The 17,534-nt window shown below is 63.6% G+C and carries 14 protein-coding genes; 9 read left to right on the forward strand and 5 right to left on the reverse strand.

The window, feature by feature from the left end; translation table 11 throughout:
- The first annotated feature begins 349 nt into the window (after positions 1-349).
- From J1C48_RS09945 to J1C48_RS09975, 7 genes are all read left to right on the forward strand, one after another.
- On the forward strand, positions 350-1,714 hold the full coding sequence (locus J1C48_RS09945; protein WP_207257687.1) for a substrate-binding protein: 1,365 nt from the start codon (positions 350-352) through the stop codon (positions 1,712-1,714).
- A gap of 196 nt (positions 1,715-1,910) precedes the next feature.
- On the forward strand, positions 1,911-2,924 hold the full coding sequence (locus J1C48_RS09950) for a branched-chain amino acid ABC transporter permease (RefSeq protein ID WP_207257688.1): 1,014 nt from the start codon (positions 1,911-1,913) through the stop codon (positions 2,922-2,924).
- A gap of 105 nt (positions 2,925-3,029) precedes the next feature.
- Positions 3,030-4,154, forward strand: a complete 1,125-nt coding sequence (locus J1C48_RS09955) for an ABC transporter permease subunit (RefSeq protein WP_207257786.1) — start codon at positions 3,030-3,032, stop codon at positions 4,152-4,154.
- Positions 4,155-4,167: 13 nt separating this feature from the next.
- On the forward strand, positions 4,168-4,929 hold the full coding sequence (locus tag J1C48_RS09960) for an ABC transporter ATP-binding protein (protein WP_207257689.1): 762 nt from the start codon (positions 4,168-4,170) through the stop codon (positions 4,927-4,929).
- The gene (locus J1C48_RS09965; RefSeq protein WP_207257690.1) at positions 4,926-5,690 is read left to right on the forward strand and encodes an ABC transporter ATP-binding protein; all 765 of its coding nucleotides are present in this window, start codon (positions 4,926-4,928) and stop codon (positions 5,688-5,690) included. The genes J1C48_RS09960 and J1C48_RS09965 overlap by 4 nt, the downstream gene beginning before the upstream one ends.
- Positions 5,691-6,145: 455 nt before the next feature.
- The gene (locus J1C48_RS09970) at positions 6,146-6,910 is read left to right on the forward strand and encodes a sugar-binding transcriptional regulator (RefSeq protein WP_231081682.1); all 765 of its coding nucleotides are present in this window, start codon (positions 6,146-6,148) and stop codon (positions 6,908-6,910) included.
- A 491-nt stretch (positions 6,911-7,401) separates the two neighbouring features.
- Entirely contained in the window at positions 7,402-8,952 is a 1,551-nt protein-coding gene (locus J1C48_RS09975; RefSeq protein ID WP_207257692.1) for a bifunctional GNAT family N-acetyltransferase/carbon-nitrogen hydrolase family protein, read from the forward strand.
- Here J1C48_RS09975 and rarD read toward each other — a convergent pair whose 3' ends face one another.
- The 3 genes from rarD to pip form a co-directional block, all read right to left on the reverse strand.
- Positions 8,953-9,888, reverse strand: coding sequence for an EamA family transporter RarD (gene rarD, locus J1C48_RS09980; RefSeq protein WP_207257693.1), 936 nt, complete (start codon positions 9,886-9,888; stop codon positions 8,953-8,955).
- A gap of 256 nt (positions 9,889-10,144) precedes the next feature.
- Positions 10,145-10,606 (reverse strand): GFA family protein, encoded by a 462-nt coding sequence (locus J1C48_RS09985; RefSeq protein WP_207257694.1) that lies wholly within the window; start codon positions 10,604-10,606, stop codon positions 10,145-10,147.
- A gap of 116 nt (positions 10,607-10,722) precedes the next feature.
- Entirely contained in the window at positions 10,723-11,691 is a 969-nt protein-coding gene (pip, locus tag J1C48_RS09990) for a prolyl aminopeptidase (RefSeq protein ID WP_207257695.1), read from the reverse strand.
- A gap of 279 nt (positions 11,692-11,970) precedes the next feature.
- Here pip and J1C48_RS09995 point away from each other — a divergent pair, with 279 nt between their 5' ends.
- The gene (locus J1C48_RS09995; protein WP_207257696.1) at positions 11,971-12,714 is read left to right on the forward strand and encodes an endonuclease/exonuclease/phosphatase family protein; all 744 of its coding nucleotides are present in this window, start codon (positions 11,971-11,973) and stop codon (positions 12,712-12,714) included.
- Between the two features lie 52 nt (positions 12,715-12,766).
- A complete protein-coding gene (locus tag J1C48_RS10000) occupies positions 12,767-15,364 on the forward strand; it encodes an ATP-dependent helicase (RefSeq protein WP_207257697.1) in 2,598 nt (865 codons plus the stop codon).
- 260 nt (positions 15,365-15,624) lie between these two features.
- Here J1C48_RS10000 and J1C48_RS10005 read toward each other — a convergent pair whose 3' ends face one another.
- Together J1C48_RS10005 and J1C48_RS10010 are read right to left on the reverse strand one after the other, a co-directional pair.
- Positions 15,625-16,692 carry an ABC transporter ATP-binding protein gene (locus tag J1C48_RS10005; protein ID WP_207257698.1) on the reverse strand — a complete coding sequence of 356 codons (1,068 nt, stop codon included), beginning with the start codon at positions 16,690-16,692 and terminating at the stop codon, positions 15,625-15,627.
- Between the two features lie 73 nt (positions 16,693-16,765).
- Entirely contained in the window at positions 16,766-17,491 is a 726-nt protein-coding gene (locus J1C48_RS10010) for an SDR family oxidoreductase (protein WP_207257699.1), read from the reverse strand.
- Between the last annotated feature and the right edge of the window lie 43 nt (positions 17,492-17,534).

Raw genomic sequence — 17,534 nt, forward strand, 5'->3', positions numbered from 1 at the left:
TTTACGATAGACCGCAGCAGAACGGTCCCGGATACAACAGCATCGGCCTAAAAATCGGGATCGATTTTCGGAACGCACGATGCGTAGAATCGGTAATAGTGCGCCCAGTGCGTCCGATCAGACGCACCGGGCGCCAGTAGACAAATCAAATTGTGCTGCGCCGCAAAATGATCATTTCGCGGCGCATTCATTGTCATCAATAAAAACTGATGCGAAGCGATTCATCCCAAAGTATTATAGCTTGGCGCCAAAGGGTCGTAGACGATAGATGGAATGTAACGACGCCTTGATCTCGGGAGGAAACGGGTCAAGGCGGGCGTGCCAAGGTTTTCAACTCGGGAGGAGAAGAATGCCTATCGACACTTCGGCTTGGAGCCGTCGCAGGATTTTGCAGACCAGTGCCGCGCTCGGGGCTGGTCTGGCGATACCGCATGTCTTCGTGCGCAATGCCTGGTCGCAGGACAAAGTGTTCTGCAATTCGCCGACCGGCAGCAACGTCGTTCTCGGCTTCAACGTGCCGCAATCGGGTCCCTATGCCGATGAGGGCGCCGACGAGCTGCGCGCCTTCAAGCTGGCGGTCCAGCACCTCAACGGCGAGGGCGACGGCGGCCTGTTGAAGACGCTCAAGCCGTCCAGCCTCAAGGGCAACGGCATTTTGGGCAAGAAGGTGACCTTTGTCACCGGCGACACCCAGACGAAATCGGACGCCGCCCGCGCCTCGGCCAAACGGATGATCGAGGCCGACAAGGTGGTCATGATCTCCGGCGGCTCGTCGTCCGGCGTTGCCGTGGCGGTTCAGTCTCTGTGCCAGGACATGGGCGTGATCTTCATGACCGGTCTTACCCACTCCAACGACACCACCGGCAAGGACAAGCGGCGTTACGGCTTTCGGCACTTCTTCAACGCCTACATGTCGGGCGTCGCACTCGGACCGGTGCTCGCCGAGCAGTATGGCAAGGACCGCAAGGCCTATCACCTGACCGCCGACTACACCTGGGGCTGGACCCAGGAAGAGTCGATGAAGAACGCAACGGAGAAGGAGGGCTGGAAAACCGTCCAGACCGTTCGCACGCCGCTCGGCGCGGGCGACTTCTCGCAATATCTGACGCCGGTCCTGAATTCCGGTGCCGATGTCCTGATCCTCAACCACTATGGCGGCGACATGGTCAACTCGCTGCGCCAGGCCGTCAACCAGTTCGACATGAAGAACAAGACGGTGAACGGCAAGCAGTTCGAGATCGTCGTGCCGCTGATCTCCGAGCTCATGGCGGAAGGCGCCGGCGACGCGATCAAGGGTATTCTTGGGACCGCCAACTGGGACTGGAAACTCGACAACGAGGCCACGAAGACCCTCGCCAAGTCGTTCGGCGAGGCCTATGGCCGGCCGCCGTCGCAGGCCGCTCAGACCTGCTACGCCCAGACACTGCTCTATGCCAATGCGGTGGAGATGGCGGGCACCTTCTATCCGCCGGAGGTGATCAAGGCATTGGAAGGCTTCGAGTTCGACGGCCTCGGCAACGGACCGACGCTTTATCGCGCCGCCGACCACCAGTGCTTCAAAGACGTTCTGGTCGTGCGGGGCAAGGAGAAGCCTGCCAACCAGTTCGACCTTCTCGAAGTGGTCAAGATCGTCCCGCGGGAAACCGTGACCTACGATCCATCAATCTTCGGTGGTGAGCTCGGCCCGTCCGAGGTCAAGGGTTGCGCGGCCTAGAGCATGGTGCCGAAAAGTTGCATGACTTTTCGGGTCACATCATGCGGCAAAACAATGGCTTAGAGCGGAATGGCGATTCCAGTTTATCGCATTCCGCTCTAAGCCGCAGTCCATCCGATCCGGCGCCGGCGGACGACAGCGATGCCGTCCGCCGGCGTGTGACAGAAGATGCGGCAGGAGCGCGACGGCACCTTCCATGGACGCAATCATTCTCCAGATTCTCAACGGCCTCGACAAGGGCGGCGCCTATGCGCTGATCGCCCTCGGCCTGACATTGATCTTCGGCACACTCGGCGTGGTGAATTTCGCCCATGGCGCACTGTTCATGCTCGGCGCCTTCTGCGCGGTCACCTTCGAGCGGGTCCTGACGCTGTCGGAGCGGGTCCGCGACCCAAGCGTGACCTTTTTCGAGGCCTATAAGGAGGTGCCCTATCTGACGATCTGGTACGGCGACGCCGGCCAGGCGATCGTCGACTGGGCCGTGCCCTTGTCGATCATCCTGGCCATTCCCGTCATGCTGATCGTCGGCCTTGCCATGGAGCGTGGGCTGATCCGCTTCTTCTACAAGCGCAGCCATGCCGAACAGATCCTCGTGACCTTCGGTCTCGCCATCGTTCTGCAGGAGATCGTCAAGTATTTCTTCGGAGCCAATCCGATCCCGCTCACCGCTCCCTCTGCCCTCACCGGCAGCGTCGATCTCGGCCATTGGTTGGGTTTGACGGGGATTTCCTATCCGCTGTGGCGCATCGTCTATTTCCTGTTCTCGCTGGTGGTGATCGCTGCCGTCTTCGCGTTCCTGCAACTGACGACCTTCGGCATGGTGGTGCGCGCCGGCATGGCCGACCGCGAGACCGTCGGCCTGCTCGGCATCAACATCTCGCGCAAGTTCACCATTGTCTTCGGCATCGCCGCCGTCGTCGCAGGGCTCGCCGGTGTCATGTACACACCGATCCTCGCCCCGAACTACCATCTCGGCATGGATTTTCTGGTGCTGTCCTTCGTCGTCGTGGTGGTCGGCGGGATGGGCTCGCTCGGCGGCGCGGTGCTCGCCGGCTTTCTGCTCGGCATCCTGCAATCCTTCGCCTCGATGACCGAGGTCAAGGCGATCGTTCCGGGCATCGACCAGATCATCATCTACCTCGTCGCCGTGGTGGTTCTCCTCGTTCGCCCGCGTGGCCTGCTGGGCCGCAAGGGCGTGATGGAGGCCTGACCGATGAGCCAAAGCGTGATGACCTCCGGCAACCGACCGGAGAAGGGCATGGGCAAAAGCCCGGCCGAACGCACCGAACCGACGGGCAGCGGCCTGCGCGGCTTCATGCGATCGAGCGGTGGCGACTACCTGCTGCTCGCGGTTTTCGCCGCCGCCATCCTGACCATGCCGATCTGGCTGGCGCCGATCGGCGCCGGCTACCCGGATATTCTGCAGAAATTCGCCATCTTCGGCATCTTCGCCCTCGGCTTCAACATCCTCTTCGGCTTCTCGGGCTATCTGTCTTTCGGTCACGCCGCCTTTCTCGGTGTCGGCTCCTATGCTGCGGTCTGGATGTTCAAACTGTTGTCGATGAACGCCTTTCCGGCCCTCATCTTCGCAGTCCTCGTTTCCGGCGTTTTCGCGCTGCTGATCGGCTTCGTCAGCCTGAGGCGCTCAGGGATCTACTTCTCGATCCTGACGCTCGCCTTCGCGCAGATGTCCTACAATCTCGCCTATTCGGTGCTCACCCCGATCACCAACGGCGAGACAGGCCTGCAGGTGAACCGCTCCGATCCGCGCATCCTCGATCAGCTATTCGGCGGCACAAGCATGACCGTACCGGACATCTTCGGCGTTCAATTGCAAGGCTGGGCCGGCTTTTATTTCTGCGCCGTTCTGCTCATCCTCGCCTTCTTCATCACCATGCGGATCAAGAACTCGACCTTCGGGCTGATGCTCTTTGCCATCAAGGCGAACCAGACGCGGATGAGCTTCACCGGCTTTTCGACCCGGCCCTATCTGCTCACCGCCTTCGTCATCTCCGGCATGTATGCGGGGCTCGCCGGCGGCCTCCTCGCGGTGACCGATCCGCTCGCCGGCGCCGAGCGCATGCAGTGGACCGCCTCCGGCGAGGTGGTGCTGATGACCATTCTCGGCGGCGTCGGCACATTGCTCGGCCCGGTAATCGGCGCGGCGGTGATCAAATATCTCGAACAGATCTTCTCCTCCTTCAACGAAGGTTTGCTCCATCGCGCCTTCGACTTCCTGCCGACCGCCGTTCAGGACATCGTGGTGGCTATCGTTGCCCCCTTCGTCGGCGAAGGCTGGCAGCTCACCCTCGGCCTGATGTTCATGATCGTGGTGATTTTCCTGCCCGGCGGCATCATGGAAGGCGTCGGGCGGATCGCCCGCAGGGTCCGACGCGACAAGCCGTCGGATGACGGCGCCGCTTCGAAAGCCGGCCATTGAGGATTGCTGCCCCATGACCACCGACATTCTTTCGATCAGCGGCGTCGGCAAGCGCTTCGGCGGCCTTCGCGCCCTCGACGACGTCAATCTCAACGTCAAAAAGGGCAGCATCCACGCGATCATCGGGCCGAACGGCGCCGGCAAGTCGACCCTGCTCAACTGCCTCGTCGGCCGCATCATCCCCGACCAGGGCACGGTCACCTTCGACGGCGGCTCGCTGCTCGGCCACAAGCCGCATGCGATCAACCAGGCGGGAATCGCCCGGGTGTTCCAGACCCCGGAGATTTTCGGCGAATTGACCGTCATGGAAAACGTCATGATCCCGGCCTTCGCCAAGCATGACGGCGCCTTCCGCGTCAATGCCTGGCAAAGGGCCCGCGAGCGCGGCGCGGTGCGCGAGGAAGCCGAGCACATTCTCGATGATCTCAATCTCTGGGATCAGCGCGATCACATCGTCAATTCCATGTCGCGCGGCGACAAGAGGCGGCTCGAATTGGCGATGTGCCTCGTCCAGCACCCCAAGCTGCTGCTGCTCGACGAGCCGACCGCCGGAATGTCGCGCGCCGACACCAACAACACCGTCGACCTTTTGAAAAAGATCGCCGAGCGCGGCATCACCAAGGTGATCATCGAGCACGATATGCATGTCGTCTTTTCGCTGGCCGAAAAGGTCTCCGTCATGGCCCAGGGCACGGTGATCGCCGAAGGCTCGCCCGAGGAGATCAAGGCGAGCGAGACAGTCCAGGAAGCCTATCTCGGGGGAGCCCATCTATGAGCGAGACCCGCGAACCCAGACCGTCAGCCCGCAACGCGACGCCCGCATCGTCCGAACGCCCGTTCTTCTCAGCTCGCGACATGCACGCCTATTACGGCGAAAGCTATATCGTCCAAGGCGTCTCCTTCGATATCCGCCACGGCGAAATCCTGGCGCTGCTTGGCCGCAACGGCGCCGGCAAGACCTCGACGCTCAGGACCATCGCGCGAACCGGTACGCCGGAGCTGAGGAGCGGCGAGATCTGGCTCGACGGCGAGGCGCTGCACAAGAAGCAGTCCTTCGAGGCGGCGCGAGTCGGCGTGCAGCTTGTCCCCGAAGATCGCCGGATCATCCCCGGTCTCACCGTCGAGGAAAATCTCAAGCTCGCCCGCATCGAGCCGCCTGTCGGCTGGGACATCGAGCGGATCTACGCGCGTTTCCCACGCCTCGCCGAGCGCCGCAATCAGGAGGGCACGACGATGTCCGGCGGGGAGCAACAGATGCTGGCGGTGGCCCGGGCGCTGGCCCGTGAGGTCAAGCTTCTGCTTCTCGACGAGCCCTATGAAGGCCTCGCGCCGGTCATCGTGAAGGAGATCGAGACCATCCTCGGAGAGATCAAGCAGATCGGCATCACCACCATCCTGGTCGAGCAGAACGCCATTGCGGCCCTGCATCTCGCCGACCGGGCGATCATCCTCGACATGGGCGAAGTGGTGTTCGACGGCTCGGCGCAAGACATCATCGCCGACAAAGAGTTACGCATGCAGTATCTGGCGGTGTGACAGGCAGTCACCATCGCCGGCGCTCGCCGATCCGTGGCGCCGAGGGCTTCGAAAAAGACCGCCGGACACGACGACAGCGGCCGCTCACACGCCTGGATGCCGCCGCCGATCGCGACTATGCGCCGCCCTCCACCGCGACAATCCGTCGCATCAACTTAAGTCGTAGAATGCGGTCTCAAAATCGACTTGCGCCGCCTCCGGTGACGTGATGAATGGATAGAATTGTCGCATAACCAAAGTTGAATTGAGGCAACATGCCCGTCAATGGCGATTCGGTTCGCCGGGCTCGTGGTCGGCCCATAGAAGACAACGTTCTAGAAGCAGCTTGGCTCTACTACGTCGAAGAAAAAAACCAGAGCGAAATCGCCGATGAACTGGCCGTTTCGCGCGCGACGGTTGTGAATTATCTTCAACAAGCCCGAGAGCAAGGCCACATCGAACTCAGGGTCAACCCCTTGGCATTCGAGCGTCATCAGTTGTCGCAATCACTGCGGGCCAAGTTCGGCCTCGCCTCCGCCTTAGTCGTTCCGGGACCGAACGCCTCTCTGGCGTCAGTCGCCCTCGCCGCCGGCCGCTATTTCCCCGACGTGCTCGACCCGGGCGACGTCGTCGGCGTCTCCTGGGGCGAAACCCTCGAACTGATGGCGCAGCAGATGATCCCGCGCACGATTGCCGACCTCACCGTCGTGCAGATGCTGGGCTCGATGCACTGCCCCTACATCTTCACCTCCGAAAGCTGCTCGACCAACGTCGCGCTGAAGCTTTCCGGCAAGGTCGTCAATCTCTATGCCCCCGCCGCCTTGTCGACGGCCGAGGCCGCGGAGACGCTGCGAAGCGAGCCAGTCATCCAGGAGCACTTTGCCCTCCTGGCGACGATGCGCAAGGCTGTCTTCGCCATCGGCACGATGGGTACGGCGAGCCATATCGTCAAAAGCGGCATCGCCACGCCCGAGGACGTCGAATGGTACGCCGCTCATGGCGCCGTCGGTGTTCTGTGCGGGCGCTTCATCGACGGGCGCGGCCGCCACGTCAAAGGCCCACTCGACGAGCGTATGATCGGCGTCACGCCGGAGCGTCTCGCCGATCTCGATGTCGGCTTCCTCGTCGCCGCCGGCGAGGCGCGCGTTGCCGGGGTTTTCGGTGCGATGACCGCGGGTTACGTCACCCATATCGTCACCGACGAGCCGACCGCACAGACACTGCTCGAAACCGTCGGCTGATTGCGGCTGACGGCGGCAGCGTCGATGCCTGGCCAGCAGCGCTTTGGCCTTCCAGCCCGCGCGTTGCTTGATCATCGCCGATCGCCTCCGTCGGCGCCCCAGCAACGCCGACGCTGTCGTGGACGACCTCCGAAATCCACATCTTGACCGTGTGCGACCACGAAACCACGCCCGAGAAGCGGGGAGTCACTCCATTTGTCGCTTGGCAGCAGCATCGGCCCGAAAATCGGATCGATTTTCGGCAAAGCACGATGCGTCGACTCGATCCGATCGAGCGTCCGGTGTGCACCCTGTCAAACGCACGGCGCGGGAACATTAACGCGCCGCCGCCCTTGGGTGGTCCGCGGCCGTGAAGCGGCTTGCGCCTTGCACCGGAAAACCTATCTGCGTGCATCGACGGGCCCGCCGATAAGCCACGTCCACGCATCTGTCGCGCCCCGCCCACCCGCTTTGTCACGATCCGATCCGATATCGAAGGAATGTATCTGCCCATGGCCGAGAAGCACTCGACCCCGAAGATCGAAGTCCGCACCGCGACCACCAAGGACGTCGCGGCGATCATTGCCCTGTCGGCGAAAGTCTTCAAGGACGAGGCGCCCTATACCCGCGGCATGATCATGGGACAGCTTTCGGCCTTTCCCGAAGGCCAATTCGTGGTGGTCTTTGAAGACGAGATCGTCGGCTATGCGGCGACGATGATCCTGCCCGAGGCGAAGGTGATGAAGCAGCATAGCTGGGCCGAGGTCACCGGCGGCGGCTATGCGGCGATGCATGACCGCAAGGGGGATTGGCTCTACGGCATCGAGGTTTGCGTCGATCCGGATCGCCGCCGGTTGCGGATCGGCAAGCGTCTTTACGACGCGCGGCGGCGCTTATGCACCGACATGGCATTGAAGGGCATCGCCTTTGGCGGCCGGTTGCCGGGCTACAAGCGCAACGCCAAGAAATACAAAACGCCCGAGGCCTATATCGAAGCCGTTCGCAAGAACGAGCTCACCGATCCGGTGGCGACATTTCATTTGCGCGCCGGCTTCGAACCGGCGTTCCTGCTGAAGAACTATTATCCGCTCGACACCGCCTCCGGCGGAAACGGCGTGCTGATGGTTTGGCGCAATCCCTATTACGATCCCGAGCAGAGCAAGCAACCGGTCAATCGCTCGAACCCGGACATGGTGCGCATCGTCACCGTGCAGATGGAGGCGCGCAAGATCGCTGCGCCGCAGGACTTCTACGACGCGGTCGAATATTTCGTCGAGGTCGCCTCAGAATATGATGGCGACTTCGTCGTCTTCCCCGAATTGTTCACGCTGATGCTGCTGTCCTGCGAGCCGGAAGAGCTGAAGCCCGAGGCCGCGATCGCAAGGCTCACCGAGCACACGCCGGAATTCGTCGAACGGCTCAGCGATATGGCGCTCCGCCGCAACATCAACATCATTGGCGGCAGCCACGCCACCCGCACCGACGACGGCGAAATCCAGAATGTCGGCTATGCGTTCCTGCGCGACGGCTCAGTCCATCCCCGCGAAAAGATCCACCCAACGCCAAACGAGCGGCAGTATTGGCACATCCAGGGCGGCGATCCGATCGACGTTATCGAGACCGACTGCGGCCCGGTCGGCATCATGATCTGCTACGATTCCGAGTTTCCGGAGATCGCCCGGCGGCTGTGCGACCAAGGCGCCCGCATCCTGTTCGTCCCCTTCAACACCGACACCCGCCACGGCTATCTCAGAGTGCGCTATTGCTGCCAGGCGCGGGCGATCGAGAACCAGTGCTATGTCGTGACCTCGGGGATGACCGGCAATCTCGCCAATGTCGACAATCTCGACATCGAATACGCCCAGTCGGGCATCTTCACCCCGTGCGACTTCCCCTTCGCCCGCGACGGCATCGCGGCGGAAGCCTCTGAAAATGTCGAGATGGTCGCCGTCGCCGATCTCAATCTCTCAACCCTCTTGTGGGCGCGCTACGAAGGCTCGGTGCGCAATTTCCGCGATCGCCGGCTCGATCTTTATCGCACCCGCTGGTCGGACGGCGGCTGATCAGCGCGGCGGCGCTTCGACGGCCTCAACTGACGCGATGCCCGGCGCCCGCCGCCGCCGGCGCTGCCCATTCAGCAGCGACCACGTGTAGATCCCGAGCGCCGTCCAGATAAAGGCGAAGGCGACGAACTGCCAGTGGTTGAACGGCTCGCCGAAGAGGAAAACGGCCGTGACCGCCAGCAGCGTCGGAACCAGATACTGCAGAATGCCGACGGTCGTATAATCCAGCAATCGGGCCCCCGCTGCATAAAGGATCAGCGGGATCGCCGTCAGCGGCCCGGCGACGAGAAGCAGCGTCGTCTCCAGGCCGTTCGACAAAAAGTGCACGTCCGGCACGAAGAACAGGATGGCGATCAGCGAGGGGATCGAAAGCAGCGCAACTTCGAGAAAAAATCCTTCGCTCGCCCCGACCGGCACCATCTTGCGCAACAGCCCATAGGTTCCAAAGGTCAAGGCCAGCACCAGCGAAATCCACGGCAGGCCGCCGGCCTTTGCCGTCATCACCCCGACACCGATCACCGCCAGCGTGATGGCAACGCTCTGCAGCCGGGTCGGCCGCTCGCCGAGAAAGATCGCCGCCAAAGCCACATTCACCAGCGGATTGATATAATAGCCGAGCGCCGCCTCGACCGCCCGTCCAGCTCCAATGGCATAGACGAACGTGCCCCAGTTCAGCGAGATCAGTGTCGCCGTCAACGCCGCCAAAGCCACCGTGCGGGCGTTCCTGAAATGCGACAGGGCATGGCTGAGCGAGCCTTGCCAAAGCAGCAGCGCGACGGCGAAGGGCAGCGCCCAGATAATCCGGTGAACGACCACCTCGACCGGTGAGACATGGGCCAGCAGCTTCATGAAGATCGGCAGGACCAGCCCCCAGATGGCGAAGGCGCCGAGCGTGTAGGTGAGACCCTGACGGCTTTCGCCGGAACCAAGCGGCATCCAACAACTCTTCGATGCAAAATTTATCTGTGCCGGCGATAACAGAACCGGCACGGCACTTCAGCCCGGTTTCTGATGATAGCGGCGATCATTGATCGTGATGGATCGAGCCCCGCAACTGCCGGCCAGATCAAAGCCGCGGAAAAGAACCGTCGAACCAAAGGCGCGAATGGGATGGGGTGCGGTGCGATGCAACATACGCGTCGGCATCGGCGGCCCGGCGCTCGAAAACCGCTGCACCCGATCGGCCAAAGGATCAGGCTTCGTCCGGCGACGGCGCGTCGGGATGCTGATGGCTGACCAACCTGCCGCCCAAAGCCGCGATCTCGGCGTCGTCCTCCGTCACCACGCCGATCAGCCTGTGCAACTCGTCGACATAGAAGATCTTGCCTTCGATCCCGTCTTGGCAAACCGGCGGCACCCGACTCGGATCGTCGAGCGCACCGATCGCGATGGAGACCGCCTGGGCCGTCTCATAGGTCAGCGGTGTCCCGCATTCGGGACAAAAGCCCCGCGCCGCATAATTCGACGACTGAAACCGCGTCGGCTCCTTGTGCGTCCAAACCAACGTCCCGGGTCGAGCATGGACAAGCGGCGCGTAAAAGGAGCCAAATGCCTTCTGGCACATGCGGCAGTGGCAGATGCTCGCCGTCTCAGCCTCCACCTCACAGCGAAACCGCACCGCACCGCACTGACACCCGCCGCTCAAAATCGTCATGACGAGCCCTCCTTGGTCCAACCAGACTCATGAAACATTCAGCAACGCAACAGGTTCAAGACCCGCGCCAAGTGCTGGCCTCCAGGCAGGCGGCGCCGATGCTCCGCCCGGCATTCCTACGCCTCGGGCAGGTCCGCCGCGAACTGGTCGGTCGCCTGGAGGAGTTCGTGCAAAATGGCCGGTTCGGCAAAGGCGTGGCCGGCGCCTTCGACGAGGCGATAGTCGGCCTTCGGCCAGGCTTGGGCGAATTGCCAGGAGGTGATCGCCGGGGTGACGACGTCGTAGCGGCCCTGGATGATGGTCGCCGGCACGGCCGCGAGCCGATCGGCATCACGCAGCAGCTGCCCCTCTTCCAGCCAAAGGTCGTGGAAGAAGAAGTGGTTCTCGATCCGGGCAAAGGCGATCTGGCCGTCGCTCGCGGTGCCGTCGGCCAGCGTCGTCGCCGGGTTGCTGGCGCGCACCATCACCGTCGCCGATTCCCAGGCGGTCCAGGCTTGCGCGGCCTTGGCCCGCACCGTTCGATCCGGATCGGTCAGCCGGCGACGATAGGCGGCGACGAGATCGTGCTGCTCGTCCCCGGAAATCTGTGCGACGAGATTTTCCCAATGGTCGGGAAACAGCCGGTTGGCGCCACCGTCGTAGAACCAGTCGAGTTCCGCTCGCCGACCTGAGAAGATCCCTCGCAAAATTAGGCCCAAGACCCGATCGACATGGGCCTCGGCATAGGCCAGCGCCAGCGTCGCGCCCCAGGAACCGCCGAACAGCAGCCAGCGCTCGATCCGCAAATGCCGCCGGAGCCGTTCGAGATCATCGACGAGATGCCAGGTGGTATTCGCCTCCAGCGCGCCGAGCGGCAGCGAGCGGCCACAGCCGCGCTGGTCGAAGATCACGATACGGTAACGCTGCGGATCGAACAGGCGGCGATGCGGCGCCGATGCGCCACTGCCCGGCCCCCCGTGCAGAAACACCACGGGCAGGCCCGCCGGATTGCCGCACTCCTCGAAATAGAGTTCGTGCCCGTCTCCAACATCGAGGCGCCCCATGCGATAGGGATCGATCGGCGGGTAGGGTTTGCGCAGAGTCATCGGCGGGCATTAGATGTGAAATCGCGTCGAGCGCAAACGAGAAATTGTCGCCCCATGCGCGCGCCTCGCCCCCGCGCCCTTGCCCAAGCAGGCCTTGCAACATTTCACGCCCGCCGCCGTTTTCATCCGATTGGGATCATTCTGCGCTACGGCATCGCCCGAGCCGCGCCGGACCGCCGGGAATCAACACGATGTCTTGAGACAAAAAAAGGCGCGCGCGCCAGCCCCCGTTCGCAGCCCCCGCCCCGTGGATGGACGCGGATCAGAAAGGCCCTCTCCATGCTCCGCGTTGCCTCCTACAATATCCGTAAAAGCGTCGGCACCGACTGGCGCCGCCGCCCGTTGGAAATCCTCGCCGTCCTCAACGAGATCGACGCGGACGTCGTCGCGCTGCAGGAGGTCGATCGGCGCTTCGGCACCCGCACCTCGTCGATCCCGCCCCGCGCCATCCGCGATCACACCCGCTACACGGTCGTCGCCGTCGATGCGCGCCCCGGCGGGATTGGCTGGCACGGCAACGCCATCCTGGTGCGCGAGACGATCGCGGCGGATTCGGTGACCTGTTTGACGCTGCCGGCGCTGGAGCCGCGCGGCGCCGTGATCGCCGATCTCCGCCTCGGCCAAGCGCGGTTCCGCGTCGCCGCCATGCATCTCGGCCTGCTCGGCCTGTGGCGCAAACGCCAGGCGCGCGCCGTCCTTGCCGCCCTCGATCGCCTGCAGCCGGCCCTGCCGACGATTTTGATGGGCGATCTCAACGAATGGAACCCGGATGGGCGCTGCTTTAAGCTGTTCGGCCGCGCCCACGCGGTGCTCACCCCCGGCCGCTCCTACCCCTCGCGCATGCCGCTCGGCGCCCTCGACAGGATCATCCTCAGCCGTGATGTCGAGCTCGTCGACACCGCCGTGCATCTGTCGAGTCGCGCCCGCAGGGCCTCCGATCATCTGCCGGTCTATGCCGACGTTGCTTTTGCCGGCAGCGCGGCGGCCGGGCGCCATGTGCGGCCGCTGGTCTCGCATCCCTGATCGCCGCGATGCAGCGTTGGTGTTCGCCGGTCGATTGCTTACATTGCGCCGCATGAGCGATTTCAACGAATCAGCGCCGGCGCCGCGCCAGGGCGGCATCGCCGCCAGAGCGATGGCCGCGCGGGGCGCCAAGGCGCCGGATTATCTCAGCGGGCTCAATCCCGAGCAGCGCGCCGCCGTCGAAACGACGGAGGGGCCGGTTCTGGTGCTGGCCGGCGCCGGCACCGGCAAGACGAGGGTGCTCACTACCCGCATCGCCCATATTCTGGCGACCGGCCATGCGTGGCCGAGCCAGATCCTCGCCGTCACCTTCACCAACAAGGCGGCGCGCGAGATGAAGCAGCGCATCGGCCTGCTCGTCGGCGGCGAGGTCGAGGGCATGCCCTGGCTCGGCACCTTCCACTCGATCGGCGTGAAGATCCTGCGCCGCCATGCCGAACTGGTCGGGCTGAAGCCGAACTTCACCATCCTCGATACCGACGACCAGATCCGCCTGATCAAGCAGCTGATCCAAGCCGAAAATCTCGACGACAAGCGTTGGCCGGCCCGCACCTTCGCCACCATGCTCGACGGCTGGAAGAACAAGGGGCTGTCGCCGAAGGACATTCCCGAGGGCGACGCGCGAGCCTTCGCCGGCAAAGGCCGCCAGCTCTATGCCGACTATCAGAACCGACTGCTCACGCTGAATGCCTGCGATTTCGGCGATCTGTTGATGCATCCGATCGCCCTGTTCAAGGCCAATCCGGATGTGCTCGCCGACTATCACCGCCGCTTCCGCTACATCCTCGTCGACGAATATCAAGATACCAACGTCGCCCAGTATCTCTGGCTGCGGCTTCTGGCGCAGCGGCCGAGGGAGACGTCGGCCAAAAACGCACCGCCGATCAACATCTGCTGCGTCGGCGACGACGACCAGTCGATCTATGGCTGGCGCGGCGCCGAGGTCGACAACATCCTGCGTTTCGACAAGGATTTTCCCGGGGCGGCGGTCATCCGGCTCGAACGCAACTACCGCTCCACCGGCCATATTCTCGGCGCGGCGTCCCATCTGATTGCCCATAACGAAGACCGGCTCGGCAAGACCCTCTTCACCGACACGCCCGATCCCGAAGACCCGAAGGTCGAGGTCAATGCCGGCTGGGATTCGGAAGAGGAAGCCCGGGCGATCGGCGAGGCGATCGAGGATCTGCAGCGGCGCGAGGATCACAACCTCAACGACATGGCGATCCTGGTGCGCGCGTCCTTCCAGATGCGCGCCTTCGAAGATCGCTTCGTCACCATGGGGCTGAACTACCGGGTGATCGGCGGCCCGCGCTTTTACGAGCGCATGGAGATCCGCGACGCGCTCGCCTATTTCCGCTGCGTCTGCCAGCCGGCCGACGATCTTGCTTTCGAGCGCATCGTCAACACGCCGAAGCGCGGGCTCGGTGATGCCACCGTCCGCCTCGTTCACGATTATGCGCGTGGCCGCGAGATCCCGCTGATCGCGGCGGCCGGCGAAATGGTTGAAACGGAAGAGCTGAAGCCCAAGCCGCGCAACACGCTGCGGGCTCTCGTCGCTGATTTCCGCCGATGGTCGGAGCTTCTTTCGACCAGCAAGCACACCGAGCTTGCCGAGCAGATCCTCGACGAATCCGGCTATACCGAGATGTGGCAGAACGACCGCTCGGCCGAAGCGCCGGGGCGGCTGGAAAATCTCAAGGAGCTGATCCGCTCCATGGAGGCCTACGAGTCTCTGCCCTCTTTCCTCGAGCATGTGGCCCTGGTGATGGACGCCGAGCAGGAAAACGAGGTCGATGCGGTGTCGATCATGACGCTGCATTCGGCCAAGGGGCTGGAATTCGAGACGGTGTTTCTGCCCGGTTGGGAGGAAGGGCTGTTTCCCCACCAGCGGGCCCTCGACGAGGGCGGCCGCTCAGGCCTCGAGGAAGAGCGGCGTCTTGCCTATGTCGGCATCACCCGGGCCAAGCGGCGGGCGAAAATCTGGTTCGTCTCCAACCGCCGCATCCACGGCCTGTGGCAGTCGACCATCCCGTCGCGCTTTCTCGACGAACTGCCGGAAGCCCATGTCGACGTGATGGAGGCCAACACCTCCTATGGCGGCTACGGCGCCGGCGGTTTCGGCGGCTATGGCGCCTCGCGCTGGGATGGCGGCGCGGCCTTCAAGCAATCGGCCTATGGCACGCCCGGCTGGAAACGCGCCCAGGCGGCCCAGGCGGGCTTTGCCGGCGGCGATCAGCAGACCCGCGGCGGCGACGGCTGGTCAGGCGGGCGCACCCGCGAGATCAGCTACGAGGCCGAGCCGGGCGCACGTGGCAAGAGCGGCGGCACGGGGGGCGCCTCGGGCTTCGCCGGCCGCATGGGCGCCGACGCCCCGCGCGAGCGGGCGGGGCGCGGCCACAATCAGCCGCCGAAAAAGGGGCTCGGCCTTTACTCCTCCTCCAAGCGCGGCGGCCCGCGCGAGATCGAGGGTGAGCTGGTGGCGAAATCCGTCGCCCCCGAAGCCAGCCGCTTTGCCGCGGGCGACCGGGTGTTCCACCTGAAATTCGGCAACGGCACGGTCGCCGGCGTCGAAGGCAACAAGCTCACCGTCGACTTCGACAAGGCCGGCCAGAAGCGGGTTCTCGACGGCTTCGTCGAGCCGGCGTGAGCCGGGCGCCGCTTCGCCCTCGATCACTTCGTCACAAAGCTGTTCCCGATCGCCGACCAGATGGCCACGCCCACCGGTCAGCGCCTTGCCGCCGCCCGCCGCGCCACCATGCAGCAGTTCATCAACGCACTCCTCGCCGAGATTGGCGAATAGAGCGCCCTGCGTCCGATCGGACGCAGAAAGGTCGCTCTCACCCTTTGGATCGACGCATCGTGCTTGCCGAAAATCGATTCCGATTGTCGAACCGATGCTGTAGCCGATCAGGCGATGCGGGCTTCGCTCTGGCGATCGAAGAGGTGGACGGCTTCCGGCGCGACGGTCAGGCTGAGGGGTTTGCCCGGCGCCTGGCGCTCGGCGCGGGGAACGACCACGATCGTGTCGCGGCCGTCGACGTCGACATGCAGCTGGACATCCTGGCCGGTGGTTTCGGAGAGAATGACCGTGCCGCGGATCGGGCCCTCCTCGGCGATCGCCAAGTCGTTCGGACGGACCCCGAGCGTCACCGGCTGGCCGGGGCGCGCAGTGCTGTTCGCCGGCAGCGCGATCGAAACGCCCGGCGCTTCGAAGCTCGGCGCTCCGCCCCGCGCGTCGATCGTGCCCTCGATGAAGTTCATCGCCGGCGAGCCGATGAAGCCGGCGACATAGATCGAGTTCGGCCGCTCATAGATTTCGTCGGGCGTGCCCATCTGGACGATGGCGCCCTTGTGCATCAGGACGATCACGTCGGCCATGGTCATCGCCTCGATCTGGTCGTGGGTGACATAGACCGTCGTCGCCTTCAGCCGATTGTGGAGCTGGCGGATTTCGATCCGCATATGGGCGCGCAGCTTCGCGTCGAGATTGGACAGCGGCTCGTCGAACAAAAAGACGCCGGTGTCGCGGACCATCGCCCGGCCCATGGCGACACGCTGGCGCTGGCCGCCGGACAGTTCCTTCGGATAGCGCTTCAGATAGTCGGTGAGATTGAGGATCTCGGCCGCCCATTCGACTTTCTTGCGGATCTCGGCCTTCGGCTTCTTGGCGACCTGCAGCGAGAAGGCGATGTTGTCGAAGACGCTCATCGTCGGATAGAGCGCGTAATTCTGGAAGACCATGGCGATGTCGCGATCGCGTGGATGGACGCCATTCACCTTTTCGCCACCGATCATCAGATCGCCGGCACTGATCGTCTCCAGCCCGGCGGTCATGCGCAACAGCGTAGTCTTGCCGCAGCCGGACGGCCCGAGCAGCACGACGAACTGATGGTCCTCGATCTTGAAGGAAATATCCCGCATCACCTCGACGGCGCCGAAGGATTTCCCGATTCCGATATATTCAACGCTCGACATGGCAGGGACTTTTCTTCGATCTTTGTCTGAATGAGTGACAGTTACTGATTGAAATAATGGAAGAAAAGACCGTTCAATACTTTTGCCTTGTCGGCGTCAGAACGATTTCCTGAACCAGTGCGGCCTGGGGCATCTCGTAGGTCGAAAGGATCAGCTGGGCGACATGCTCGGGGCCGATGCCACCGCCCATCTTCGCCTTGTTCGCCTGATAGTCGGCGAGGGTCTTCTCATCCTTGACGCCGGAGAGAACCTCGGTCTCGATCACCCCTGGCGAGATCACCTGAACGCGCACGTCGTAGTCGGAGAGATAGTCGCGCAAGCTTTCCGACACCGCATGAACGAAGAATTTCGTGCCACAATAGACGGTGTGGTCGGGATAGACCTTGCGCCCGGCAATCGAGCTCATCATCACCAGCGTGCCGCGGCGGCGGGCGATCATACCCGCCATCACCGCATGGACGGTGTTCATCACCCCCTTGGTGTTGATGTCGATCATCGCGTCCCATTCCTCCGGCGGCTGCCGGGCGATGTCGGCGAGATGGGCAACGCCGGCATTGGCGAACATCAGATCGACGGGACCATAGGCCGCCTCGCCTTTCGCGACGGCCGCGGCGATCGCCGCACGGTCGCGGACATCGACTTCGGCGATGACCGCATCGGGCAAACCGAGGGCCTGCATGCGATCGACGCGCCGGGCCATCAACAACAGTGGATAGCCGGCGTTGGCGAAGGCCTTGGCCGTCGCCTCGCCGATGCCGGAACTGGCGCCGGTGATTGCAATCAATGGCTTATCGGACATGACGCAAATCTCCTCGAGTCGAAGGGCGGACAAGCCCGCGCGG

Source organism: Jiella flava (assembly GCF_017349315.1).
GTDB lineage: Bacteria > Pseudomonadota > Alphaproteobacteria > Rhizobiales > Rhizobiaceae > Jiella > Jiella flava.